23 protein-coding genes are annotated in these 24011 nt (G+C 69.7%); 12 read left to right on the forward strand and 11 right to left on the reverse strand.

Going from position 1 to position 24011, the window contains the following annotated elements; all coding sequences use genetic code 11:
• Positions 1 to 89: 89 nt before the first annotated feature.
• From Pka01_RS01510 to ctaC, 4 genes are all read right to left on the reverse strand, one after another.
• Positions 90 to 1259, reverse strand: a complete 1170-nt coding sequence (locus tag Pka01_RS01510) for a L,D-transpeptidase (protein ID WP_239114627.1) — start codon at positions 1257 to 1259, stop codon at positions 90 to 92.
• A gap of 151 nt (positions 1260 to 1410) precedes the next feature.
• Positions 1411 to 1806, reverse strand: coding sequence for a cytochrome c oxidase subunit 4 (locus Pka01_RS01515; RefSeq protein WP_203880676.1), 396 nt, complete (start codon positions 1804 to 1806; stop codon positions 1411 to 1413).
• Positions 1803 to 3467 carry an aa3-type cytochrome oxidase subunit I gene (ctaD, locus tag Pka01_RS01520; protein WP_203880677.1) on the reverse strand — a complete coding sequence of 555 codons (1665 nt, stop codon included), beginning with the start codon at positions 3465 to 3467 and terminating at the stop codon, positions 1803 to 1805. The genes Pka01_RS01515 and ctaD overlap by 4 nt, the downstream gene beginning before the upstream one ends.
• A complete protein-coding gene (ctaC, locus tag Pka01_RS01525) occupies positions 3464 to 4294 on the reverse strand; it encodes an aa3-type cytochrome oxidase subunit II (RefSeq protein ID WP_203880678.1) in 831 nt (276 codons plus the stop codon). Before ctaC ends, ctaD begins: the two co-directional genes overlap by 4 nt.
• Positions 4295 to 4482: 188 nt before the next feature.
• Here ctaC and Pka01_RS01530 point away from each other — a divergent pair, with 188 nt between their 5' ends.
• Together Pka01_RS01530 and Pka01_RS01535 are read left to right on the forward strand one after the other, a co-directional pair.
• On the forward strand, positions 4483 to 5616 hold the full coding sequence (locus tag Pka01_RS01530) for a cysteine desulfurase family protein (RefSeq protein ID WP_239114628.1): 1134 nt from the start codon (positions 4483 to 4485) through the stop codon (positions 5614 to 5616).
• 104 nt (positions 5617 to 5720) lie between these two features.
• Entirely contained in the window at positions 5721 to 5939 is a 219-nt protein-coding gene (locus Pka01_RS01535) for a sulfurtransferase TusA family protein (RefSeq protein ID WP_239114678.1), read from the forward strand.
• A gap of 189 nt (positions 5940 to 6128) precedes the next feature.
• On the opposite strand, the gene Pka01_RS01540 is transcribed toward Pka01_RS01535, so the two are convergent.
• A complete protein-coding gene (locus Pka01_RS01540; RefSeq protein ID WP_203880681.1) occupies positions 6129 to 7115 on the reverse strand; it encodes a carbohydrate kinase family protein in 987 nt (328 codons plus the stop codon).
• A gap of 182 nt (positions 7116 to 7297) precedes the next feature.
• Positions 7298 to 7651 (reverse strand): iron-sulfur cluster insertion protein ErpA, encoded by a 354-nt coding sequence (erpA, locus tag Pka01_RS01545; RefSeq protein WP_203880682.1) that lies wholly within the window; start codon positions 7649 to 7651, stop codon positions 7298 to 7300.
• Between the two features lie 232 nt (positions 7652 to 7883).
• Here erpA and nadA point away from each other — a divergent pair, with 232 nt between their 5' ends.
• Complete coding sequence (nadA, locus tag Pka01_RS01550) at positions 7884 to 9038, forward strand: quinolinate synthase NadA (protein WP_373318082.1); 1155 nt, start codon at positions 7884 to 7886, stop codon at positions 9036 to 9038.
• A 45-nt stretch (positions 9039 to 9083) separates the two neighbouring features.
• Here the strand turns inward: nadA and pspAB are convergent, their stop codons facing one another.
• From pspAB to Pka01_RS01570, 4 genes are read right to left on the reverse strand one after another with little or no spacing between them, the layout of a single operon-like run.
• Entirely contained in the window at positions 9084 to 9632 is a 549-nt protein-coding gene (gene pspAB, locus Pka01_RS01555; RefSeq protein ID WP_203880684.1) for a PspA-associated protein PspAB, read from the reverse strand.
• On the reverse strand, positions 9632 to 10525 hold the full coding sequence (gene htpX / locus Pka01_RS01560; RefSeq protein ID WP_203880685.1) for a zinc metalloprotease HtpX: 894 nt from the start codon (positions 10523 to 10525) through the stop codon (positions 9632 to 9634). Before htpX ends, pspAB begins: the two co-directional genes overlap by 1 nt.
• The gene (pspAA, locus tag Pka01_RS01565) at positions 10525 to 10803 is read right to left on the reverse strand and encodes a PspA-associated protein PspAA (RefSeq protein WP_203880686.1); all 279 of its coding nucleotides are present in this window, start codon (positions 10801 to 10803) and stop codon (positions 10525 to 10527) included. The genes htpX and pspAA overlap by 1 nt, the downstream gene beginning before the upstream one ends.
• Positions 10800 to 11594, reverse strand: a complete 795-nt coding sequence (locus Pka01_RS01570; RefSeq protein WP_203880687.1) for a PspA/IM30 family protein — start codon at positions 11592 to 11594, stop codon at positions 10800 to 10802. Before Pka01_RS01570 ends, pspAA begins: the two co-directional genes overlap by 4 nt.
• Positions 11595 to 11760: 166 nt before the next feature.
• On the opposite strand from Pka01_RS01570, the gene Pka01_RS01575 reads away from it, so the two are divergent.
• From Pka01_RS01575 to Pka01_RS01585, 3 genes are all read left to right on the forward strand, one after another.
• Complete coding sequence (locus tag Pka01_RS01575) at positions 11761 to 12354, forward strand: DUF3043 domain-containing protein (RefSeq protein ID WP_203880937.1); 594 nt, start codon at positions 11761 to 11763, stop codon at positions 12352 to 12354.
• Positions 12355 to 12711: 357 nt separating this feature from the next.
• A complete protein-coding gene (locus Pka01_RS01580) occupies positions 12712 to 14739 on the forward strand; it encodes a multicopper oxidase family protein (RefSeq protein ID WP_203880688.1) in 2028 nt (675 codons plus the stop codon).
• Positions 14740 to 14765: 26 nt separating this feature from the next.
• Entirely contained in the window at positions 14766 to 15767 is a 1002-nt protein-coding gene (locus tag Pka01_RS01585; RefSeq protein ID WP_203880689.1) for an aldo/keto reductase family protein, read from the forward strand.
• A 4-nt stretch (positions 15768 to 15771) separates the two neighbouring features.
• Here Pka01_RS01585 and Pka01_RS01590 read toward each other — a convergent pair whose 3' ends face one another.
• Entirely contained in the window at positions 15772 to 15978 is a 207-nt protein-coding gene (locus tag Pka01_RS01590) for a hypothetical protein (protein ID WP_203880690.1), read from the reverse strand.
• 154 nt (positions 15979 to 16132) lie between these two features.
• Here Pka01_RS01590 and Pka01_RS01595 point away from each other — a divergent pair, with 154 nt between their 5' ends.
• From Pka01_RS01595 to Pka01_RS01620, 6 genes are all read left to right on the forward strand, one after another.
• Entirely contained in the window at positions 16133 to 17230 is a 1098-nt protein-coding gene (locus tag Pka01_RS01595) for a bifunctional adenosylcobinamide kinase/adenosylcobinamide-phosphate guanylyltransferase (protein WP_203880691.1), read from the forward strand.
• Positions 17231 to 17263: 33 nt separating this feature from the next.
• Positions 17264 to 18148: an adenosylcobinamide-GDP ribazoletransferase gene (locus tag Pka01_RS01600; RefSeq protein WP_239114632.1), complete on the forward strand. Its 885-nt coding sequence runs from the start codon at positions 17264 to 17266 to the stop codon at positions 18146 to 18148.
• Between the two features lie 250 nt (positions 18149 to 18398).
• Positions 18399 to 19886, forward strand: coding sequence for a leucyl aminopeptidase (locus tag Pka01_RS01605; RefSeq protein ID WP_203880692.1), 1488 nt, complete (start codon positions 18399 to 18401; stop codon positions 19884 to 19886).
• A 78-nt stretch (positions 19887 to 19964) separates the two neighbouring features.
• Positions 19965 to 21344, forward strand: coding sequence for a dihydrolipoyl dehydrogenase (lpdA, locus tag Pka01_RS01610; protein ID WP_203880693.1), 1380 nt, complete (start codon positions 19965 to 19967; stop codon positions 21342 to 21344).
• A 31-nt stretch (positions 21345 to 21375) separates the two neighbouring features.
• Positions 21376 to 22878: a 2-oxoglutarate dehydrogenase, E2 component, dihydrolipoamide succinyltransferase gene (gene sucB, locus Pka01_RS01615; protein WP_203880694.1), complete on the forward strand. Its 1503-nt coding sequence runs from the start codon at positions 21376 to 21378 to the stop codon at positions 22876 to 22878.
• Between the two features lie 214 nt (positions 22879 to 23092).
• The gene (locus Pka01_RS01620) at positions 23093 to 23995 is read left to right on the forward strand and encodes a TIGR01777 family oxidoreductase (RefSeq protein ID WP_203880695.1); all 903 of its coding nucleotides are present in this window, start codon (positions 23093 to 23095) and stop codon (positions 23993 to 23995) included.
• The last annotated feature ends 16 nt before the right edge of the window (positions 23996 to 24011 follow it).

Consider the following 24011-nt stretch of genomic DNA (forward strand, 5'->3'; position numbering starts at 1 on the left):
CGACCGGCACGGTCGCCCGGAACGTGAAACGGCCCGGGTGGGGATTCCCCACCCGGGCCGTTTCACGTTTCCGCGCACCGGTGGCCGTCCTACGTGAGCGGGCCCGTCATGTCGGCCCGCAGGCGGCTCCACTTGAGCCAGTCCTTCCAGGACTCCTGCCAGTGGCCCCAGCCGTTGGTCGCCTCCAGCTTCCGCGGCGTGCCCTCGACGATGACGGGGTCCCCGATCAGGGTGTTCTCCTTGAACCACTTCGCGTTCGAGGGGCTGACGTTGATGCAGCCGTGGCTGACGTTGGAGTTGCCCTGGTCCCCCACCGACCACGGCGCCCCGTGGACGTACTCCCCGCTGTTGGAGATGCGCACGGTGTCGTAGACGGTGGTCTGGTAGTAGCCGGACTGTCCGGGGCCGGCGTCGGGCGAGGTCATGACGGTCACGTCCTCGCGGGACATCGCCAGATGGATGCCGCTGGTCGTGTAGTGGCGCATGGCGCCGCCCATGCCGGCGCTGATCGGGAAATTCTTGATCTGCCTGCCGTCCCGGTCGATCTTCATGTGGTGGGTCTGGGTGTTCGCGACGCTGATCTGGGACCGGCCGATCGTGAAGTCGCGGGTGTAGTCCTGCTTGCCGTACATCCCGTCGGCGCCCTTGACGCCCTTGAGATTGGCGACGAAGCGCACCTTGGTGTGAGGCGGCCAGTAGCTCTTGGGCCGGAAGACGACGTTCTTGTCGTCGAACCAGTGCCATGCCCCCTCGACAGGGTTGGACGCCTGGACGGAGAGGTTCCGTTCGACCGAGACCCTGTCCTTCACGGGCTTGTCGAACGTGATCATGATCGGCATTCCCACGCCCACCGTGAGGCCGGTGTCCTTGTTCGGGAGCAGCGTGTCGATGCCGAACGACGTGGCCGCCTTGGCCGTGGAGAACGTGCTGGTCCGTTCGACGGTGCCGCCGTCGGGTCCCGCCGCCACCGCCGTGACGCTGTAGGAGAGCCCAGGAGCCATCGGGCGCTCGCTGCGCCACTGGGTCTTGTCGGCGCTGTAAACGCCCGCCACAGGCTGCCCAGCGGCCCGCACGGTGACGTTCTTCAACGCGCCGGCCGTGGCGCCCACCATGATGGGGGTCTCCGTGGACAGACCCTGCATCCCGTTGAGCGGTGTGATGTTGATCGCCGTCTTCGGTGTGGACGACCCGCCGTCCTCAACCGCGGCGGAACAGCCGGTCGCCATGAGTAGGGCCAGCGCCCCTGCACCAGCGCGCACGTCGATCTCCCCCCGGCAGTGATCAGTTTCCCGGGGTTATTCCCTGAGCAGCTTCAGGGGCCGTACCGGAACCTCCTGATTCCCGGCAAAAAAGACGTCACGGCCGGTCGACGCGGAGGTCGACCGGCCGTGACGTGAGGCCTCACCCGGGTCAGTGGGAGAAGTTGCCCCGGTAGTACTGGAACACGAAACCGATCGTGCTCATGATCGTGGCGAACAGGCCGATGAAGAACAGCCACCAGCCGATCGCGAAGCCGAAGAACGTCAGCGCCGCCGAGAGGCACACGAACAGCGGCCACCAGCTGTGCGGGCTGAAGAAGCCCAGTTCACCGGCGCCGTCGCTGATCTCGGCCTCCTTGTTGTCCTCCGGCTGGTCGCCGATGCGGCGTGCTGTGAACAGCAGGTAGTACCCGATCATGAAGGCGAGCCCGACGGAGATCGCCATGGCCGTGGTGCCTGTCGGCTCCTTGGACCAGAACCAGTAGACGACGTCGGCCGCGGCGAAGAAGACGCCGCAGAGCAGGAACATCCAGCCCTGGATCTTCATCGGACATCCTCCAGCTCAGGCTTGTTCGCCGCGAGGTGCGGGTACTTGAGGTCGAACGCGGGACGCTCGGACCTGATCCGCGGCAGCGAGGTGAAGTTGTGCCGCGGGGGCGGGCAAGAGGTGGCCCATTCCAGCGAGCCGCCGAAGCCCCACGGGTCGTCGACCATGACCTTGGGCGCGGTCTTCCAGGTCTTCCACACGTTGTAGAGGAACGGCAGCGTGGAGGCGCCGAGCAGGAACGCGCCGACCGACGAGATCATGTTCAGGTCGGTGAAGCCGTCGGCCGCCGAGTAGTCGGCGTACCGGCGCGGGAAGCCGATGACACCCAGCCAGTGCTGGACCAGGAACGTCAGGTGGAAGCCGAAGAACAGCGTCCAGAAGTGGAACTTGCCCAGCTTGTCGTCGAGCATCTTGCCGGTGAACTTGGGCCACCAGAAGTAGAAGCCCGAGAACATGGCGAACACGACGGTGCCGAAGACCACGTAGTGGAAGTGGGCGACGACGAAGTAGCTGTCGCTGATCTGGAAGTCCAGCGGCGGCGAGGCCAGGATGACGCCGGTCAGACCACCGAACAGGAAGGTCACCAGGAAGCCGACGGCGAACAGCATCGGCGTGTGGAAGACCAGATGGCCTCGCCACATCGTGCCGATCCAGTTGAAGAACTTCACGCCGGTGGGCACCGCGATGAGGAACGTCATGAACGAGAAGAACGGGAGCAGCACCTGGCCGGTGACGAACATGTGGTGCGCCCAGACCGTCACGGACAGGCCGGCGATCGCGATGGTCGCGCCGACCAGGCCGATGTAGCCGAAGACGGGCTTACGGCTGAAGACCGGCAGGACCTCGGTGATGATGCCGAAGAACGGCAACGCGATGATGTACACCTCGGGATGGCCGAAGAACCAGAACAGGTGCTGCCACAACATCGGGCCGCCTGTCGGCGAGTCGAAGATGTGCGCGCCGAGCTTGCGGTCGGCCTCCAGCGCGAGCAGCGCGGCGGCGAGGACCGGGAAGGCCAGCAGCACCAGGATGCTGGTGAGCAGGATGTTCCAGGTGAAGATCGGCATCCGGAACATCGTCATGCCGGGAGCCCGCATGGTGATGATCGTCGTGATGAAGTTGACCGCGCCGAGGATCGTGCCGAGACCGGACAGGGCCAGTCCGAGGACCCACAGGTCGCCGCCGAGTCCGGGCGAGGTCACCGCGTTCGACAGCGGCGCGTACGCCGTCCAGCCGAAGGACGCGGCGCCACCCGGGGTGAAGAAGCCGCTCACCGCGATCGTGCTGCCGAACAGGTAGAGCCAGTAGCTCACCATGTTCAGCCGCGGGAAGGCCACGTCGGGCGCGCCGATCTGCAGCGGCATGAGCTCGTTGGCGAAGCCCGCGAACAGCGGCGTCGCGAACATCAGCAGCATGATCGTGCCGTGCATGGTGAACAGCTGGTTGAACTGCTCGTTCGACACGAACTGCAGGCCCGGCTGGGCGAGTTCGGCTCGCATGACCAGCGCCATGACGCCGCCGATCAGGAAGAACACGAACGATGTGATCAGGTAGAGGTGCCCGATCACCTTGTGGTCAGTCGAGGACAGCCACTTGGCGATGACCGTGCCCTTGGTGTTCGGCCTCGCGGCGACGCGAACCGGTTCCTGAATGGCGGTCACTGCGCACTCCCCGCCTGGGTCTTGATGTACTGGGCGAATTCGGCCTGCGGCACGAGCTTCACGGAGAACAGCATCCTGCTGTGATCGACACCGCAGAGCTCGGCGCACCGGCCGAAGAAGACGCCCGTCCGGTTGAGCGTCGTGATCTCGAACTTGTTGTGCACGTTCCCCGGGAAGACGTCCTGCTTGAACAGGAAGGCCGGCACCCAGAAGGAGTGGATGACGTCCGGCGAGTGCAGGTCGAACTGGATCTTGGTGTTGACCGGCAGCACGAGCTGCGGACCCTGCGGGGTCTGCAGGCTCTGCTTGCTCAGGTCCACGGGCACACCGGCGGTGACCGCCTTCTGGCCCTGGAAGTCCGTGGTGAAGCGCCAGCTCCACTGGTAACCCTCGACGGCCACCTTGACCGGCGCGTCGCCGTCGACCTTCATGATCGCGGTCTCGTCGCGCGCGGTGAAGAAGAAGAACACCGCGACCATGATCACCGGTACGACGGTGTAGAGGATCTCGATCGGCAGGTTGTACCGCACCTGCGGGGGAAGCTGGTCGACCGAGTTCTTCTTCTTACGATGGAACGCCGACGCCCAAAGGATCAACGCCCAGACGACGACGCCGGTGGCGAGTGCCGCGATCCAGGCTCCGTTCCAGAGCGTCTGGATGACGGTCGACTGCTCGGTGACGCCTTCCGGCATCCCCCCGCGGCTCCACTGGTCAACGGCATCGCTGCTGCACGCCGTAGCGGTCGCCAGCAGCAGCGCCGCGGCGACGCCGCCGGTCAACCGGCGGCGGGCCAACTGTCGCCGTGTCGTACGGCGGGTCGGACTCACGGATCGCCTACCCCACAAATGAAGCCCAAGAGTCCTTCTCCTGGGCGGTTTTTCACATTTTGCGCTTTTGGGACGACCGGCACTGTCCTGTCGCCGGTCCCCCCCTTTACTTGGTCACTTCACGCTGGGGGACACATTAGCGCGGACCGGCCATGCCCCTCCGAGCAGCCCCCGTTAGTGTCCTAACCGTGGCCTATCTGGACGCGGCTTCCACCGAACCCCTGCACCCGGCGGCCCGTGAGGCGCTGATGACCGCCCTGGACGCCGGCTGGGCGGACCCCGCCCGCCTGTACGGCACGGCCCGCCGGGCCCAGATGTTACTGGATCAGGCGCGGGCGGAGGTGGCCGAGATCATCGGCGCCCGGGCCGACGAGGTCTCCTTCACGTCGTCGGGCACTCAGGCCGTGCATCTGGGGGTCCTCGGGACACTCCGAGGCCGCCGCCGGGCGGGGCGGCGGCTGGTGGTGAGCGCCGTCGAGCACTCCAGCGTCCTCAACGCCGCCGCGGTGCACGAACACGACGACGGCGAGGTGGAGACCGTCGGCGTGGACCGCGCCGGCCGCGTGGACGCCGCCGCCTTCGCCGAGGCCGTCTCCGGGCCGGGCACGGCCCTGGCCTGTCTCCAGACCGCCAACCATGAGGTGGGCACCCTCCAGCCGGTCGAGGAGGCTGCCGCGGCGTGCCTGGCGGCGGGCGTGCCGCTCCTGGTGGACGCCGCCCAGTCGGCAGGCCGCCTCCCCATCCCCGGCGGATGGTCGGTGCTGACTGCGAGCGCGCACAAGTGGGGAGGCCCGGCGGGCGTCGGGGTGCTGGCGGTCCGCAAGGGCACACGCTGGCGCTCGCCGTACCCGGAGGACGAGCGTGAGCGCCGCCGGGTGCCCGGTTTCGAGAACGTCCCGGCGATCGTCGCCGCGGCTGCCGCGTTGCGCGCCAGGACCGCGGAGGAGGCGGCGGAGGGCCCCCGCCTGTCGGCGCTGGTGGACAGGATCCGCCACGAGGTGCCGCGCCTCGTGCCCGACGTGGAGGTCATCGGCGACCCGGTCGCACGCTTGCCGCACATCGTGACCTTCTCCTGCCTCTACGTGGAGGGTGAGGCGCTCCTGACAGAACTGGACAAGGCCGGGTTCGCCATCTCGTCCGGAAGCTCGTGCACGGCGAGTACGCTTCGCCCATCGCATGTTCTGGAGGCGATGGGAGTGCTTACACACGGGAACGTCCGGGTATCGCTGCCCCGTGGCGTGTCCGAAGGCGACGTCGATCGCTTTCTCGCCGTGCTTCCGGACATCGTGCGGCGGATTCGAGCGACCTTGGGGGTTCACTGATGTGGCGCAGGCGGTCGAGTGGCGGCGGGTCCGCCGCCGAGACCCATGAGGCCCCCGAGGCCGCGGAGACGCGTCAGACGCGCACGGAGCCCCCGTCGGACCTGATGATCGACGCGCTGGGCCGCAAGTGCCCCATCCCGATCATCATGCTCGCCGAGCAGATCAACGTCGTGCCGCTCGGCGGGGTGGTCGCCGTGCTCGCCGACGACCCCGCGGCGTTCACCGACATCCCCGCCTGGTGCCGCCTCAAGTCACACGCGCACGTGGCCTCCTACGACCTGCCGCAGGGCGGCTGGTCGATCCACGTCCGCCGCAACTACTGACCCGGGCCCCGGCCCCACAGGACGGGCCGGCCCGCCGGGGCGACCCGATCACCGGGACCCCGCCTCCCGGGCGCGCCGATCAGGCGGTGCCCGGGATCCGGGCGGCCTGACCGGCGTTCCTCAGAGACGGCCTCAGATCGACGGCCTCAGATTGACGGCGTCAGATTCAACGGCCGAAGGCCGGCGACCTTAGACGTAGTGGCAGCGGGCGTGGGCGGCGACCTCGTCCGCCGCGGCCTGGCCGTAGGCGGCCGCGAGACGCTCGATGAAGACCTTCTGGCCGAGCTCGTACTCCTGGCCGCCGACCTGCTCGAGGACGTGGGTGGCCGTCAGGTTGCCGACCTGGCCGCAGCGCTCCAGTGACAGACCCCAGGCGAGCGCGGACAGGAAGCCCGCGCGGAACGCGTCGCCGACGCCGGTCGGGTCGGCCTTGCCCCGCTCGGGTGCCGGCGAGATGTGCAGGGACGGCTCGCCCTTGCGGTCGATCCTGACGCCCTTGGGGCCGAGGGTGGTGACGCGGACGCCGACCCGGTCGAGGATCTCCTCGTCCGACCAGCCGGTCTTCTGGATGATCAGCCCGAGCTCGTAGTCGTTGCTGAACAGATAGGCCGCGCCGTCGACCAGCCGGCGGATCTCCTCACCGGGCATCCGCGCGAGCTGCTGCGACGGGTCGGCCGCGAACGGGATCCCCCGGGTGCGCGCCTCGTCGGTGTGCCGGAGCATGGCGGCCGGGTCGTTGGGGCCCACCAGGACCAGGTCGAGCGCGCCGACGCGCTCGGCGATCGGGTGCAGCTCGATCTCCCGGGCCTCGGCCATCGCGCCGGTGTAGAAAGACGCGATCTGGTTGTGGTCCTCGTCGGTGGTGCACAGGAACCGGGCCGTGTGGTGCACCTCCGAGATGTGCACGGAATCACAGTCCACACCGTGCCGCTCGAGCCAGGACCGGTAGTCGGCGAAGTCGGTGCCCACGGCGCCCACGAGGACGGGGCTCAGGCCGAGGCAGCCCATGCCGAAAGAGATGTTGGCGGCGCAACCGCCACGCCGGATCTGCAACTCGTCCACGAGGAACGACAATGAAACCCGGTCGAGCTGCTCGGCGATGAGCTGGTCGCCGAAACGACCTGGGAAGGTCATCAGATGGTCGGTAGCGATCGAGCCGGTGATGGCGATGCGCACGGGGTCGTTCTCCTCGTTGTCAGCATCATGGGGATAGGTGGCAAACTTGCCGAACCTGTCGAGCGTACCCTGTCGCCATGACGACGGCCCCGTACGGAATCCGTACGGGGCCGTTCACGTGAGCCGGGGAACGCTCCGCCGGGCTCTGTCGCCTTCGTCGATCAGCTCAGGGGCCGGGACGATCAGCTGAACGAGTCGCCGCAGGCGCACGAGCCCGTGGCGTTGGGGTTGTCGATCGTGAAGCCCTGCTTCTCGATGGTGTCGACGAAGTCGACCGTCGCCCCGACGAGGTACGGCGCGCTCATCCGGTCGGTGACGACGCCCACGCCGCCGAAGTCCGACACGACATCGCCGTCCATGGAGCGGTCGTCGAAGAAGAGCTGGTAGCGAAGGCCGGAACAGCCACCCGGCTGGACCGCGACGCGCAGTTGCAGCCCCTCCTCGCCCTGCTGCTCCAGCAGGCTCTTGACCTTGGCCGCGGCCGCGTCAGTCAGGAGGATGCCCTGCTGCGTCGTCTCGCTGCTCTCAATCGTCATGTGCTGACTCCCGCGTCTGCCCCAACCGCCCACTCGGAGCGGTCGATTGATTCCGACGTCCTACTTAGACGCTACCAACACCCGCCGATCGATACACATTCCTGCCTGCGCCCCCGGACTTCCCCGCGGTCCCTGTTCTCCCTCTTTCCGCCACCCCGGGCGGGAGCTCCAGAACGCGTGTGCAATGCTTAGTCGTCAGTTCGACGATAAGTCCCCGAAGGGGGTGTTGTCCGTGACGATCGCTGAGACCGGACTTCCGCTGTTCGTCCTGGGCCAGGGCACCGACCCGCACAGCGAGCGTGGCGTGGACTGCCCGGGAGATCTCCCGCCCGCCTCCGACCCGGCTCTGGTCGAGCGTGCCCGCGCGGCCAGGGAGCGGCTCGGCGACCGCGTTTTCGTGCTCGGGCACCACTATCAGCGTGACGAGGTCATCCAGTTCGCGGACGTGACCGGAGACTCCTTCAAGCTCGCCCGCGACGCCGCGGCGCGGCCCGGCGCGGAGTACATCGTCTTCTGCGGCGTGCACTTCATGGCCGAGTCTGCCGACATCCTGACCGGAGACGACCAGAAGGTCGTCCTCCCCGACCTGGCCGCCGGCTGTTCGATGGCCGACATGGCGACCTTCACCCAGGTCGAGGACTGCTGGGACGCGCTCGATGACGCCGGGATCGCCGAACGGGTGGTCCCGATCACCTACATGAACTCCAGCGCGGACATCAAGGCCTTCTGCGGACGCCACGGGGGCGCCGTGTGCACCTCCTCCAACGCCAGGCGTGCACTGGAGTGGGCCTTCGAGCAGGGTGAGAAGGTCCTGTTCCTGCCCGACCAGCATCTCGGGCGCAACACCGCCGTGCTCGAGATGGGGCTGTCCCTGGACGACTGCGTCGTCTACAACCCGCACCGCCCGAACGGCGGGCTCACCCGGGAACAGCTCGAGAACGCCAAGATGATCCTGTGGAAGGGCCACTGCTCGGTCCACGGCAGGTTCACGGCCGGCTGCGTCGACGAGGTGCGCGCCCGCATCCCAGGCGTCAACGTGCTCGTGCACCCCGAATGCCGCCACGAGGTCGTGACGAAGGCCGACTACGTGGGCTCGACCGAGTACATCATCAGGACCCTGCAGGAGGCGCCCGCCGGATCCGCGTGGGCCGTGGGCACCGAGCTGAACCTGGTCAAGCGCCTCGGCCAGATGTTCCCGGACAAGACGGTCACCTTCCTGGACCGGACCGTGTGCTACTGCTCGACCATGAACCGGATCGACCTGCCTCACCTGGTCTGGGCGCTGGAGTCGCTGGCCGCGGGCGAGGTCGTCAACCAGATCACCGTGGACCCCGACACCACGCACTGGGCGAAGGTGGCGCTGGACCGGATGCTCGCCCTTCCGTGACGAGCGGCGCGCCCCGCCGTGCGGACCTCCGTACGGCGGGGCGGCTCACAGACCGGGGGCGCCCCACACGGGGAACCAGCGGGACAGGTCGGACTCGATCTTGAGCTCGCCGGCCAGGACCCCGCGTACCTGCAGTTCCAAGGCGTTGTCGCGCTGTGTGCCCCGCGCCGGGGCGAAGGGGTAGAACGTGCCCTGCTTGTAGAGGTAGACGATCGCGAGCGTGCGGTTCGAGGGGTCGGAGAACGTCACTATCGAGCACAGGAGCGACGGCCCGAAGCCCGCGGCCTCCAGCGACGAGTTGACGCCGTGCAGGTCGGTGACGAGGGCGGGCACGTCGGGGTTGCGGACCAGGAGCCACGTGTAGCCGTAGGAGTCCTGGGACACCTCGACCTTGCCCAGCAGATCCGCGATGTCCTTCTCCAGCTGCGCGAACGCGCCGCCCTCCGCGGCCCGGAACGCAACGGAGCCGGCGCCTGTGGGCGTGAAGCCCGTCGCGGCCTGCAGCGTCACGGCGGCCGAGGGCAGCGCGAACAGGGCGTCGAGATCCGGTTGCGCGGGCTTCGTACGTCCGAGCAGCGAGTCGAGCCAGCCCATCAGCGGCCCAGAGCGGCGGAGATCTGCGCCAGCTGGTCCAGCCTGCGCTCCAGGGGAGGGTGGGTGGAGAACAGCGCGGCGACGCTCTGGCCGGACAGCGCGGGGGTGAAGTAGAAGGCGTTGAACGCCTGGGCCTCGCGCAGGTCCCGTGTGGGGATGCGGGCGATCTCCCCGCTGACCTTCACCAGGGCGCTCGCGAGCGCCGACGGCCGCTGCGTGAGGTACGCCCCCGCCCGGTCGGCGGCGAGCTCGCGGTACCGGGACAGGGCCCGGGTCAGCAGGAAGCTCACGGCGTAGACGAGCGCGGACACGAGCAGGATGATCAGGCCGATGGGCGGCCCGTTGTTGCTGTCCCGGCGGCCCCCGAGGCCGGTGTACAGCGCGAACCGCGTCATGAGCCCGGCGACGATCCCGAGGAACGAGGCGATCGTCATCACCGCGACGTCCCGGTGGGCGACGTGGGACATCTCATGGGCGAGAACGCCTTCGAGCTCGTTGGCGTCCAGCCGGCGCAGGATCCCCGTGGTCACGCACACGACCGCGTTCTTCTGGTTGCGCCCGGTGGCGAAGGCGTTGGGGATGTCGGAGTCGGCGATCGCCACCCGCGGCTTGGGCATGTCGGCCATCGCCGTGAGCCGGTCGATGATGCCGTGGAGCTCGGGCGCCTCCTCGGGGGAGACCTCCCGTCCGTGCATCGCGAACAAGGCGATCTTGTCCGAGAAGAAGTACTGCACGAGCAGGAGGCCCGCGGCGATCACCAGGACCACGACGGCCTGCACGCCCAGCGAGATCAAGATGGCCATGAAGACCACGTAGAGCAGGCCGAGCAGGAACATCGTCACGGTCATCCGCACGGACAGACCGCGATCGGGCGCGAATCTGGTGCGGGCCATCAGCCAGGGATGAGCCCGGTGTCCCCGAGCATCTCCCGCACCTCCTCGATCGAAGCGTCGGCAGGAGGAAGGATCAGCTCGGACGGCTCGAGCGAGTCGTCCGGAAGGGCCTTGCCCACCTGCCGGACCTTTTCCAGCAGCGCGTGCAGCTTGGTGCGGAAGACTTCCTCGTCATCGGACTCGATGGCCGCCTCGAGCTCCACGTCCAGGGTGTTCAGGACGTCGATGTCGGCCGCGCCGATCTCGACCTGCCCCTCACCCATGATGCGAACGATCACAGTCCCTCCCCCTGCTGGCGGTACTGCTGCTGGGTGGGCTGCTGCGCCGGCTGCCCGGGCTGACCCGCCTCGATGGCGCTCTTCGGCGCCGGGCCCTGGCCCAGCTCGGCCTTCATCTTGGCGATCTCGAGCTCCACGTCCGAGCCGCCGCCCATGCGGTCGAGCTCGGCCTGGATGTCGTCGCGCTGGCCGGTGAAGTCCTCGAGGGCGCCGCTGGCGAGCAGTTCGTCGATCGCGCCCGCGCGAGCCTGCATCTGAGCGGTCTTGTCCTCGGCCCGCTGGATCGCGAGGCCGACGTCGCCCATCTCCTCGGAGATGCCGGAGAACGCCTCGTTGATCCGCGTCTGCGCCTCGGCAGCCGTGTAGGTGGCCTTGATGGTCTCCTTCTTCGTGCGGAAGGAGTCCACCTTGGTCTGCAGCCGCTGGCTGGCGAGGGTGAGCTTCTCCTCCTCGCCCTGAAGGTTGCCGTACTGGATGCGAAGGTCGGCGATCTGCGTGTTCACACCGTTGCGGCGGCTGAGTGCCTCACGTGCCAGGTCCTCGCGACCGGCCGACAGGGCCTGCCTGCCCTGGTTCTCCAGCTTGGCGGCCTGACCCTCAAGCTGGTTGATCTGCAGCTCCACCCGCTTACGGCTGGTGGCCACGTCCGCCACGCCCCGGCGCACCTTCTGGAGCAGCTCCAGCTGCCGCTGGTAGGAGTAGTCAAGGGTTTCCCGCGGATCTTCCATCTTGTCCAAAGCCTTGTTGGCCTTGGACTTGAAGATCATGGAAAGTCTCTTCATCACGCTCATGCGCGTCGGCCGTCCCCTTCTCAAGGTTGTGCGTGGGTGACCCCAGCCGTTCCAGCCCTCCGATAAGCGGTGCAACCGCCTGGGTTCACCCTACGCATAACGCGCGAGGGCGTCACTAAGTTGCACTCCCGGTAGGCTGGGCGGCGTGTTCCGACGCCGTATCCAGATGCCTACGGACGACTCCCCCGTCCCTGTAGCTGATCCTAAACCCCACGCGACTCCGGGCAAGGGGCGTCCCACCCCCAAGCGGAGCGAGTCACAGGGGCGCCGCCGCATGCCCATGACGGCTCCCTCCAACCGCAAGGAGGCCTACCGCCTCCAGCGCGATCGCGACAAGACGGCACGCCTGCGCGAGCGGGAGGGCAGGCTGCGCGGCGACGAGCGGTATCTTCAGCCCCGCGACCGCGGTCCGGTGCGGAAGTTCGCGCGGGACTGGGTCGACTCGCGCCGGGTCCCCTGGGCGTACGCCCTGCCGGCGATCCTCGCCCTGCTGATCCTCACGGTGATCCCGTTCCCGACGGAGATCAGGGCGTTCTTCTTCTACATCTACAACTACTCGGTGCCCGTCATGGTGCTCCTGCTGCCGCTGTCGTACTTCATGGCGCTGCGGGTCAAGAAGGCGGCGGCCGAGAAGTTCCCCGGCGAGAACCTCAAGGGCGTCGGCTTCTACGCCGCCATGCGCGCGCTGCAGATGCGCCCGCTGCGCTATCCGAAGCCCACCGTCCGCCCGGGGGGCGCGCCCGTTCCTCCCAAGGTCTGATTCCGTACGGCGGAGCACGCAATTCACGCCGCGGCTCTTCCGCCACGGCCCGCTCGATCACGGCACGGCGCCGGCGGCCTCCACGGCCGCCGGCGCCGTCGTCGTTTCCGCCGTCACCTGTGAAGTGAATGGATCCGCCCCGGGCGCCTTCTTTCACCGCAAACCAGGCGTCCGACCTCGAATCACATCGGATCGGCCGGGGTTCCGTCGTCCCGAACCCCCGGCCGATCCAAGGTGCGGCCAAGTTCCGCCTCCCCCTGGCGTTTTCACGATGATCTTCGAGGACTCCGCCGCTATGCTCCGGGATTTGCCGTCGGGTCGCTGGGGGGCGAATCGATCTCGACAAGGGGCGGAGTCATGGACACCAGCAGGCGGAAGTTCTTCGGGCTCGCGACGGCCGTGGCCGTGGCGGGCGTCACGGCGCCCGTGCAGGCCGCGAACGCCGGGCAGGCGGCCGAGGTCCCCGGGACGCCGGTTCCCTCCGGGACGCCGGAGCCTCAGGGAACGCCGGGGACGGCCGGGGAGCCGGGCGCGGGCGACGCCGGGCCGGCCGGAGGCGGCGGCGAGTCTTCGGGCCTCGCCGGAGCGGACCGGCCGGTGACGGCCACGCTGACACCGTTCGCCGATCCTCTTTTCATCCCTCCCCTGATCAGGCCGGCGAGCGAGGCGCTGACGATCGAGATGCGGGCCGTGGCCAGGCGCCTGCACTCGGAGCTTCCGCCGACCCGGCTGTGGACCTATGAGGGCAGCTCCCCCGGCCCCACGATCGAGGTGCGCCGCGAGCAGCGGCTGCGGGTCGCCTGGACCAACCGGATCGAGAACGAGACCGTCCCGGTGACGGCGGTGCAGGTGTTCGCCGAGGTCGGCAAGCCCACACTGCCGAACACGCTGCCCGGCGCCGGTGGCGCGGTGCCGCGCGACGACGTCGCCGGGATCCCGCCCTGGCTGGTCGTCCACCTGCACGGCGCGATCACCGGGGGCGGGCAGGACGGCTGGTCGGAGAACGGGCACCTGGCGGGCGAGGTGCAGTACTCGGAGTACCTGAACAAGCAGCCCTCCGCGGCCCTTTGGTACCACGACCACGCGATGCACACCTCGACCTGGACCCTGTTCGCCGGCCTGTTCGGCATGTACTGGATCAGGGACGAGGAGGAGGACGCGCTCAACCTGCCGAAGGGCGAGCACGAGGTGCCCCTCGTCCTGTGCGACAGGAACTTCGAGACCGACGAGCGCGGCCTGCTCACCGGCAGGCTCCTGCACAAGGTGACGTTCAGGAACGAGATCCAGCCGGTCACGCGGCCGTTCGAGGGTCCGTACACGCTGGTGAACGGGATCATCTGGCCCCACATGGACGTCGAGCCCCGCTGGTACCGGTTCCGCGTGCTCAACGCGTCCAATTCCCGGACCTTCCGGCTCGCGCTGATCGACGAGTCGACCGGCGGGCCCGTCACCGGCGTGGTCAAGCAGATCGGCACCGACGGCGGCCTGCTCCCCGCCCCCGTGCCGATCGAGCCGTTCGTCTCCCTCGCGTCGGGCGAACGCGCGGACCTGCTGATCGACTTCGGCGCGCACCAGGGCAAACGCCTTCGCCTGGTCAACACCCTCGCCGGCACGACGCCGGGAGAGCCCGCGCCTGGCATCCCGTACCCCGAGGTGATGCAGTTCCGCGTGGGCGGCGGGCATGCGGCGGGACGTGCCCGCGAGAAGGAGAGCAGCGGGCAGGAGACCAGGGCGGGCGGCGACACGTTCACCCTGCCGCGCGTCGTCTCCCCCTCCTTCGTGCGGACGACGCACGACAGCCTCCCGGTGAACCGCACGCACCGGGTCGTGCTCACCAAAGTCGGCGGGGGCAAGCACTCCGAGATGTGGGAGATGGAGAAGGTGCGCGCCGACACCGTCGATCTCGGGACCGACGGGATCGTCCAGCTCAAGACGGCAGACGGCAACGTGCTCACCTACCGGCGCATCGCCAACGGGCCGGACGACGTCGTCAACTACTTCGCGATGGAGGGCGCCTGGGAGCTATGGACGTTCATCAACGCCACCGACTTCCCGCACCCGATGCACATCCATCTGATGCGCTTCCAAGCCCTTTCTCGGGATATCTACGACATCAGTGGATTCGACGCGACGCTCGGCGGCACGACCAAGCCCATCGCGTACAAGCAGGCGGGGGTGCTGGAGGAGGGCGAGAAGGGCCTCAAGGACGTCATCCAGGTGGGCGTGAACGAGGTCGTCACCATCGCCGGCCGGTTCGAGGGCGCCACCGGGCGCTTCGCGTACCACTGCCACCTGCTGGAGCACCAGGACGAGGGCATGATGCGCCCGCTCGTGGTCTATCCGCACGCGGTGATGACCATGCGCGGCGCTCACGGCCACATGTGACGCCGTCTGCTCTAGTGTGTCGGATCATGGAACACCGCCATCTCGGCCGCAGCGGCCTCATGGTCAGTGAGATCAGCTACGGCAACTGGATCACCCACGGTTCCCAGGTCGAGGAGGACGCGGCGCGCGCGTGCGTGCAGGCGGCGCTCGACGAGGGCATCACCACGTTCGACACCGCCGACGTCTACGCGGGGACGAAGGCCGAGGAAGTTCTCGGGCGCGCGCTGAAGGGCGTCCGCCGCGAGTCGCTGGAGATCTTCACCAAGGTCTACTGGCCGACCGGCCCCGGTCGCAACGACCGCGGCCTGTCCCGCAAGCACATCACCGAGTCGATCCACGGATCGCTCCGGCGTCTGCAGACCGACTACGTCGACCTCTACCAGGCGCACCGCTACGACGCGGAGACGCCGCTCGAGGAGACCCTCAAGACCTTCGACGACCTCGTACGGCAGGGCAAGGTGCTGTACGTCGGGGTCAGCGAGTGGACGGCCGACCAGATCGCCCGGGCGCTCAAGATCGCCGATGACATGGGCTTCGACCGGATCGTCTCCAACCAGCCGCAGTACTCCATGTTGTGGCGGGTCATCGAGTCCGAGGTCGTCCCCCTGTCGGAGAAGGAGGGCATCGGCCAGGTCGTCTTCTCGCCGATCGCACAGGGCGTGCTCACGGGCAAGTACCTGCCCGGTCAGCCGCCGCCCGCGGGATCGCGCGCGACCGACGAGTCCGGCGGGGCCAACTTCATCAGCCGCCTCCTCCACGACGACGTGCTCGAGCGCGTGCAGGAGCTCAAGCCCGTCGCCGCGGACCACGGCCTCACGATGGCCCAGCTCGCCGTCGCGTGGGTGCTGCAGAACCCCAACGTGTCGTCGGCGATCGTGGGCGCGACCCGTCCCGAGCAGGTGAAGGACAACGTCAAGGCGTCAGGCGTCACTCTCGGCGCGGACACCATGAAGAAGATCGACGACGTGCTCGGCTCCGTGGTCGAGCGCGACCCCGCCAAGACGGTCAGCCCCGCCAGGCGCCCCTAACAGATCAGGCCTGGCGCAGGGACATCCCCGAATATTCGACGCGCTCGTCCTCCATCAGCGTGACCTGCTCGACACCGCTCTCGAGCAGGTCACGCCAGGTCTCGCCCAGCCATGACTCGGCGTCGGCCTGGCTGGAGAAGATCTCACGCGGCAGCGGCCGGTCCGTCAGCTCGCCGCCCTTGGCGTCCTCGTAGCGCCAGCGCCATGTCATTCCCGCACGTCCCTTCCGCCGTCCTCGCCACGAAGGTCTCCCCCTCGCGTGATCCAGCCGACCCTATATCGGCATGGGCTCGGCGAGGCCGAGGCGCGGACCGGGAACATGGGGGCGGCCCGTGAAGGACAGGACGCGAAGAACAGGAGTCGGCATGGAGGTCTACCTGGAGGGCACGGCCGGGCCCGGGGGCTGGCCGTCCCCCGGCTGCGGATGCGCGTCCTGCGGACGCCTGTCCCCCGGGCACCGCGGACCGGCCTCGATCCTGCTGGACGGCCGGGTACGGCTCCCGCACGCGGAAGGCCGGCTGCCGGACGGATACCGGCTCAGGCGGGGTCCCGACGGAGACGAGATCGTCACGCCCGACGGAGGACGCCTGCTGCACGCCGGTTCCGCCCGGTGGGCCGTCTCGGAGCCGTACGCGGCGGAGCCCTTCGATCTCGTGCTCATCGACCTTCTCGACCGGCCCGAGCACCTCGGCGACCTGCGCCGGCGCGGGCTGGTGGCCCCTCACACCCGGGTGGTCGCCGTGGGGGTCGACCACCGTGTCACCTCAGAAGCCGAGCTGAGCAGAAGGCTCGCGTTCTGGGACGCGGAGGCGGTGCCCGACGGCACCTCGATCAGGACGACCGCCGGCGGCGGGCCGTACGAGGCGGCTCCGCCGCGACGCGGCCGCACGCTGCTGCTCGGCGGCTCCCGTTCCGGCAAGTCGGCGGAGGCCGAGCTGCGGGTGGCCACCGATCCCGGCGTCACCTATGTCGCGACGGGACCGTCGGGCGGGGACGACCCGTCCTGGCTGGCCCGGGTGAAGGCCCACCGGGAGCGGCGGCCCGCCCACTGGCTGACGGTGGAGACCACCGATCTCGCCCCCCTGCTCCTCGATCCGCCGGGGACGCTCCTGATCGACGGGCTCGGCACCTGGCTGGCGGCGGTCTTCGACGAGTACGGCGCATGGCCAGGCCAGTCCGCCTCTGTGACTCCCGCGGACGGCTCAGCGCTTCCCCCGGACGACACGCCGATCTCCGCGGCCGACCGCGTCACGCGGCGGTGCGACGATCTCGTGGCGGCCTGGCGACGCGCCCCGGGCCGGGTCGTGGCGGTGAGCGACGAGGTCGGGCTCGGGGTCGTCCCCGCCACCGCGAGCGGGCGGCTGTTCCGCGACGCGCTCGGCCGGCTCAACCAGCGGCTCGCGCAGGAGTCGGAAGACGTGGCCCTGGTCGTCGCCGGACGGGTGCTGCCGCTGCCTCTCTGAGGCAGGCCGTCCGGGTCGCTACGATCGTCCGTCGTGTCCGGAACGCCGCGCCAGCCTGGTCTCCTGTCCGCATGGCGGTTCACGGTCGGCATGCTGACCGTGTTCCCGGTGCGCGCCGAGGCCGTCGACCGCACGGTCGCCGGCCGGGGCATGGCTCTGGCGCCCTTCGCCGGGATGCTGCTCGGGCTCGTGGCGGCGGCGGTCCTCCTCGTCGCGGACGGCCTGTCGGGGTCCGCGCCCCTGGCCGCGGCACTCGCCGTCGGGACGCTGGCCTGGCTGACCCGGGGACTCCATCTGGACGGTCTGGCCGACCTCGCCGACGGGCTGGGCAGCCGCGCCCCGTCGCAGCGGGCGCTCGACATCATGAAGCAGTCGGACATCGGTCCGTTCGGCGTGGTCACACTGATTTTCACGCTCCTCGTCCAGGTCGGCTCACTCGCGCGGATCCAGGCCGCCGCACCGCCCTTCACCGGCGCGCTCGCCCTCGTGGCCGCCTGCGCCGCGGGCAGACTCGCCGTGACCTGGGCCTGCCGTGACGGCGTTCCGCCCGCCCGCCCCGACGGCCTCGGCGCTCTGGTCGCCGGTGCCGTACGGCGACGTCACGCGATCGCGGCGACGGCGGCGACCGCGGGCGTCCTCGCCCTCGCCGCGTTCGCGATCCGCGCCGGGGCACCGCCCGTCTGCCCGTTCAACCCGGACCAGTGGGCGGCCGGCCTGTGCGCGTCGGCCGGCGCCTCCGCGAGCGCGTCGCTGGCCCTCGTCCTCGCGCTGGTGCTCGCGCCCGCCGCCGGGCTCGGCACCGCGGTCCTGCTGCGCCGGCGTGCCGTACGACGACTGGGCGGCGTCACGGGCGACGTGCTCGGCGCGCTGGTGGAGATCTCCGCGACGGTCACCCTGCTGGTGTGGGCCCTGGTCTGACAGACCGGTCCGGGATCGGCTCCCGGCGCGGACGGCTTCGCCGGGAATCGTGCATGATCACGAATCGTGACTCACCGGGCGAGACACGTGATCACCGAATCCGTGCATGATCACGCCGGGGATCGTGGCCGGTCAGGCCTTATCTCACCGAGCTTCTGCATGATCACGCGAGAGAGGGGGGCGGGCGGGGATTCGTAGGACGAACCCTCGTTTATGCGTCGGGGAGTAAGCAGGGCTAGCATCGGCTCACGTGACCACAGTGCGCCTCAACGCCTCTCAATCTGTCTCCATCGAGACCGATGCATTGATCGTCGGCATCCACGCGACTCCGGAAGGACCCCGGACCGCTCCCGGTGCGGACGGACTCGACCAGGCCTTCGACGGCCGCCTCGCGGAAATCCTCACCACCGTGGGGTTCGCGGGCAAGGCCGAAGAGATCGCCAAGATCCCGACGTTCGGGGCGTTGCCCGCACCGGTCGTCATCGCCGTGGGCCTCGGCGCCGTCCCCGACGGCGACTATGACCTGGAGACCCTGCGCCGCGCCGCCGGCGCCGCCTCCCGGAGCCTCGCCGGCACGGCCTCCGCCGTCCTGGCGCTGCCCGCCGCCACCGCCGCGCAGGCCGAGGCGGTCGCGATCGGCGGCCTGCTGGGCGCCTACACCTTCACGAAGTACCGCACCAACGGCGGCGGGAAGGCCCCGGTCGGCGAACTGGTCGTGTCGTCCTCCGCCGCGGGCGCCGAGGAGGCGCTGGGGCACGCCACCACGCTGGCAGGCGTCGTCGGCCTGGTCCGCGACCTCGTCAACACTCCTCCGTCCGACCTGTGGCCCGGCAAGTTCGCCGAGATCGCCCAGGAGGTCGGGGCCGAGGCGGGTCTGACCGTCGACGTGCTCGACGACGAGGAGCTCAGGAAGAACGGCTACGGCGGCATCGTCGGCGTCGGCCAGGGCTCGATCAGGCCGCCCCGCCTCGTGCGGCTCGGCTACAGCCACCCCGAGGCCACCCGGAAGGTCGCCTTCGTCGGTAAGGGCATCACGTTCGACTCCGGCGGCCTGTCGCTCAAGCCCGCCGCCTCGATGGACTGGATGAAGTCCGACATGGGTGGCGCGGCCGCCGTGCTCGGCGCCCTCCTCGCGGTCTCCCGGCTCGGCCTGGCCGTCAACGCCGTCGGCTACCTCTGCCTCGCGGAGAACATGCCGTCCGGTTCGGCCCAGCGCCCCTCCGACGTGCTCCACACCTACAGCGGCAAGACGGTCGAGGTCCTCGACACCGACGCCGAGGGCCGCCTGGTGCTGGTCGACGGCATCGCCCGCGCCGCTGAGGACTCGCCGGACCTGATCGTGGACGTCGCCACCCTCACCGGTGCGCAGATCGTCGCGCTCGGCTGGCGTACGGCCGGCGTCATGTCCAACGACGACGCCCTGCGCGCGGAGGTCGTGGAGATCGCCGGCGGCCAGGGCGAGAGCGCCTGGGGCATGCCGCTCCCCGAGGAACTGCGCAAGGGCCTCGACTCCCCGGTGGCCGACATCGCCAACCTCCAGCCCGAGCGCTGGGGCAGCATGCTCGCCGCGGGCATCTTCCTGCGGGAATTCGTTCCCGGCGGCATCCGTTGGGCACATGTCGACATGGCAGGCCCCGCGTTCAACAAGGGTGAGCCGCACGGGTACACGCCCAAGGGCGGCACCGGAGCCATCACCCGCACGCTGATCGGCATCGCCGAGCGTTACGCCGGCAACTGAACCCCGATCTTCACAGACAAATGAAAAGATGCTGTCGGATCGATCCGGCGGTGCGTGAATCCAGCGAGGAGCATTCCAGTGGCTGATGGCAGCGGCCCCTTCGACATCGTGATCCTGGGCGGCGGTAGCGGCGGTTACGCCTGCGCCCTGCGCGCGGCGGAGTTCGGCCTCAACGTCGTCCTCATCGAGAAGGACAAGGTCGGCGGCACCTGTCTGCACCGGGGCTGTATCCCGACCAAGGCTCTGCTGCACGCGGCGGAGCTGGCCGACCAGGCCCGCGAGGGCGAGTCCTTCGGCGTCCGCACCAAGCTCGAGGGCATCGACGTCCCCGGCGTCCACTCCTACAAGGACAAGGTCGTCAGCGGGCTCTACAAGGGCCTCGCCGGCCTCATCAAGAGCAAGAAGATCACCGTGGTCGAGGGCGAGGGCCGCCTGTCCGGCCCCAACCGCGTCACGGTCGGCGACCAGGTCTTCGAGGGCCGCAACGTCGTGCTGGCGACCGGTTCCACGCCGAAGTCGCTGCCCGGCCTCGACATCGACGGCGACAAGGTCATCTCCAGTGAGCACGCGCTGGTCCTCGACCGCGTGCCGTCCTCGGTGATCGTCCTCGGCGGCGGCGTGATCGGCGTGGAATTCGCCAGCGTGTGGCGTTCCTTCGGCGCCGAGGTCACGATCGTCGAGGCGCTCCCCCACCTGCTCCCGCTGGAGGACGAGTCCAACTCCAAGCTGCTCGAGCGCGCCTTCCGCCGCCGCGGCATCAAGTACGAGCTGGGCGCCCGGTTCGAGAGCGTCAAGACCACCGACACCGGTGTGGTCGTCACCCTGGAGAACGGCAAGACCCTCGACGCCGAGCTGATGCTCGTCGCCGTCGGGCGCGGACCGGTCTCCGCCGGCCTCGGCTACGAGGAGGCGGGCGTCGCGGTCGACCGCGGCTACGTGCCGGTCAACGAGTACTGCCAGACCAACGTGCCCGGCGTGTACGCGGTGGGCGACCTCATCCCCACCCTGCAGCTGGCCCACGTCGGATTCGCCGAGGGCATCCTGGTCGCCGAGCACATCGCCGGCCTGAACCCGGTGCCGATCGACTACGACGGCGTGCCGCGCATCACCTACTCCGAGCCCGAGGTGGCGTCGGTCGGCATCAGCACGGCCGTCGCCCGGGAGCGGGGTCACGACGTCGTCGAGCTCACCTACAACCTCGCGGGCAACGGCAGGAGCAAGATCCTCCAGACTCAGGGCGAGGTCAAGGTCGTCTCCGAGCGCGACGGCCGGGTCCTGGGTGTGCACATGGTGGGCGGCCGTGTCGGCGAGCTCATCGCGGAGGCTCAGCTGATCTTCAACTGGGAGGCCACGCCCACCGACGTCGCCCAGCTGATCCACCCGCACCCCACCCAGTCCGAGGCTCTCGGCGAGGCGATGCTGGCTCTGGCCGGCAAGCCGCTGCACGTACACAACTGAAGCCCTCTAGGAAACGCGAGAGAGAAGGACCATGCCGGTCTCCGTAACAATGCCCCAGCTCGGTGAGAGCGTTACCGAGGGCACCGTCACCCGCTGGCTGAAGAGCGAAGGCGACCACGTCGAGGCGGACGAGCCGCTTCTCGAGGTGTCGACCGACAAGGTCGACACCGAGATCCCCTCCCCCTCGGCGGGCTATCTCACCAAGATCATTGTTGCTGAGGACGAGACCGTCGAGGTCGGCGCCGAACTCGCTCTGATCGACTCCAACGGCGCGGCCGCCGCTCCGGCACCCGCCGCGCCGCAGGCTCCCGCCGCCGCGCCCGAGCCCGAGCCCGCCCCCGAGCCGGCCCCCGCGCCGGTGCAGGCGGCACCCCCGGCGCCCGCCGCGCCGCAGGCTCCCGCCCAGCCTCCGGCACAGCCGATCTCCTCGATCCCGCAGCCCGCGCCGGCCGTCGTGACGCCGCCGCCCGCTCCGGCCCCCGCGCCGAGCCCGGCTCCCGTCTCGCCGATCGCCACCACGCCCGCCGTGGCGCCGACTCCGCTCCCCTCGACGGGCGAGAGCCCGTACGTCACGCCGCTGGTCCGCAAGCTCGCGGCCGAGCACGGCGTGGACCTGGAGGCGCTGACCGGCACCGGTGTCGGCGGCCGCATCCGCAAGCAGGACGTCATCGAGGCGGCCCGCGTGCAGCGCGAGCAGGCCGCCGCAGCCGCGCCCGCGCCCGCGCCCGCTCCGCAGGCGCCCGCCGCTCCGGCTCCCGTCCAGGCGGCGGCCCCCGCTCCGGCTCCCGAGCCGGTCCAGGTGGACACCACCCTGCGGGGCACCACCCAGAAGATGTCGCGCCTGCGCAAGGTCATCGCCGACCGGATGCTTGAGTCGCTGCAGACCTCCGCGCAGCTCACCACTGTCGTCGAGGTCGACGTGACGCGTGTCGCGACGCTGCGCTCGCGCGCCAAGGCGGCCTTCGAGGCCCGCGAGGGCGTGAAGCTGTCGTTCATGCCGTTCTTCGCCCTGGCCGCGATCGAGGCGCTGAAGGTTCACCCGAAGCTCAACGCCGTGATCAACGACGAGACGAGCGAGGTGACCTACCACGACGTCGAGAACCTCGGCATCGCGGTGGACACCGAGCGCGGCCTCATCGTCCCGGTCGCCAAGAACGCCGGTGACCTGAACATCGCCGGCCTGGCCCGCAAGATCGCCGACCTCGCGGAGCGCACCCGCACCAACAAGATCGGCCCCGACGAGCTGACCGGCGGGACGTTCACGCTGACCAACACCGGCAGCCGCGGCGCCCTGTTCGACACGCCGATCCTGAACAAGCCGCAGGTCGGCATGCTCGGCACCGGCTCGGTCGTGAAGCGCCCCGTCGTCGTGGACACCCCCGAGGGCGAGGTCATCGCGGTCCGCTCGATGGTCTACCTGGCGCTGACGTACGACCACCGCCTGGTCGACGGCGCCGACGCCGCGCGCTTCCTCACCACGATCAAGCGCCGCCTCGAGGAGGGCCGTTTCGAGGGCCAGCTCGGGCTCGCCTGACGAGGGTTCTCGCCCGGGTCTCGTCCTGGAAGGTCCATGTCCGCCCGGCATCCGGGTGGACCGTAAGGAAGCCGCCTCGCCGTCGTGCGGGGCGGCTTCCGCCGTTCCACGGGTGTCCCGCCGCGGGCGCGCCGCCGTTCCACGGGTGCCCTCCTGAAGGCGGTCCCGGCCGGAAACCCCGCATCGGCGGGCGAGGTGGGGTAGAAGCCCTACCGTGGACGAAACGACGATCGCGGTGACCGGCTCGTCCGGTCTGCTCGGCTCGGCCCTCATCGAGTCCCTGCGAGGGCCGGGAACCCGGATCCTCAGACTTGTACGACGCTGCCCGCAAAACCCGGACGAGGCCTTCTGGGACCCGGCGGGAGGGGTTCTGGCGCCCGCGGCCCTGGAGGGCGTGGACGCGGTCGTCCATCTCGCGGGGGCGAGCGTCGGCGACCGCAGATGGACGCCCGAGTACAAGCGCAAGCTCCTGGCCAGCCGGGTGGCGGGAACCCGCACCCTGACGAAGGCCCTGGCCGTACTGGAACGGAAGCCGCGGGTCCTGCTGTCCGGTTCCGCTGTCGGGTTCTACGGCGACACGGGAGACCGGGTCGTCGACGAGACCGCGCCGCCGGGCCAGGGGTTCCTCGCCGGCCTGGCGCGGGAGTGGGAGCACGCGGCAGAACCGGCGGAGAAAGCGGGCATCCGGGTCGCGCGGCTGCGTACGGGGTTCGTGGTCAGCGGGCACGACGGAGCGCTCGGCCGGTTGATTCCGATTTTCAAGATGGGGGCGGGGGCAGTGCTGGGAAGCGGCGGGCAGTACATGTCGTGGATCTCCCTGCCCGACTGGGTGTCCGCAGCCCGCTTCCTCCTGGAGGACGAGGGGATGTCGGGGCCCGTCAACCTGACGGCGCCCGAGCCGGTGACGAACGCCGAGTTCACCAGGGAACTGGCCAAGGCCCTGCACCGGCCGACCATGCCCGTCCCCGCCCCGGCCTTCGCGCTGCGGCTCGCGCTCGGGGAGTTCGCGCAGGAGGGACTCCTCATCGGCCAGCGCGCCCTCCCCCGGCGTCTGCTCGACGCCGGCCACCGGTTCGCCCATCCCACCCTCGGAGAGGCACTGGCGGCCGTACTCTAGTGAGTCCTTCTTCTGA

The organism is Planotetraspora kaengkrachanensis (assembly GCF_016862895.1).
Taxonomy (GTDB): Bacteria; Actinomycetota; Actinomycetes; order Streptosporangiales; family Streptosporangiaceae; genus Planotetraspora; species Planotetraspora kaengkrachanensis.

Excerpts from the sequence above, each read along its gene's own strand:
- Pka01_RS01585 (WP_203880689.1), top strand. The coding sequence starts at position 14,766 with ATGGAACACCGCCATCTCGGCCGCAGCGGCCTCATGGTCAGTGAGATC.
- Pka01_RS01515 (WP_203880676.1), bottom strand. The coding sequence starts at position 1,806 with ATGAAGATCCAGGGCTGGATGTTCCTGCTCTGCGGCGTCTTCTTCGCC.
- htpX (WP_203880685.1), bottom strand. The coding sequence starts at position 10,525 with ATGGCCCGCACCAGATTCGCGCCCGATCGCGGTCTGTCCGTGCGGATG.
- Pka01_RS01535 (WP_239114678.1), top strand. The coding sequence starts at position 5,721 with ATGATCGACGCGCTGGGCCGCAAGTGCCCCATCCCGATCATCATGCTC.
- Pka01_RS01575 (WP_203880937.1), top strand. The coding sequence starts at position 11,761 with ATGCCTACGGACGACTCCCCCGTCCCTGTAGCTGATCCTAAACCCCAC.
- pspAB (WP_203880684.1), bottom strand. The coding sequence starts at position 9,632 with ATGGGCTGGCTCGACTCGCTGCTCGGACGTACGAAGCCCGCGCAACCG.
- Pka01_RS01580 (WP_203880688.1), top strand. The coding sequence starts at position 12,712 with ATGGACACCAGCAGGCGGAAGTTCTTCGGGCTCGCGACGGCCGTGGCC.
- Pka01_RS01590 (WP_203880690.1), bottom strand. The coding sequence starts at position 15,978 with ATGACATGGCGCTGGCGCTACGAGGACGCCAAGGGCGGCGAGCTGACG.
- Pka01_RS01595 (WP_203880691.1), top strand. The coding sequence starts at position 16,133 with ATGGAGGTCTACCTGGAGGGCACGGCCGGGCCCGGGGGCTGGCCGTCC.
- sucB (WP_203880694.1), top strand. The coding sequence starts at position 21,376 with ATGCCGGTCTCCGTAACAATGCCCCAGCTCGGTGAGAGCGTTACCGAG.
- Pka01_RS01570 (WP_203880687.1), bottom strand. The coding sequence starts at position 11,594 with ATGAGCGTGATGAAGAGACTTTCCATGATCTTCAAGTCCAAGGCCAAC.
- erpA (WP_203880682.1), bottom strand. The coding sequence starts at position 7,651 with ATGACGATTGAGAGCAGCGAGACGACGCAGCAGGGCATCCTCCTGACT.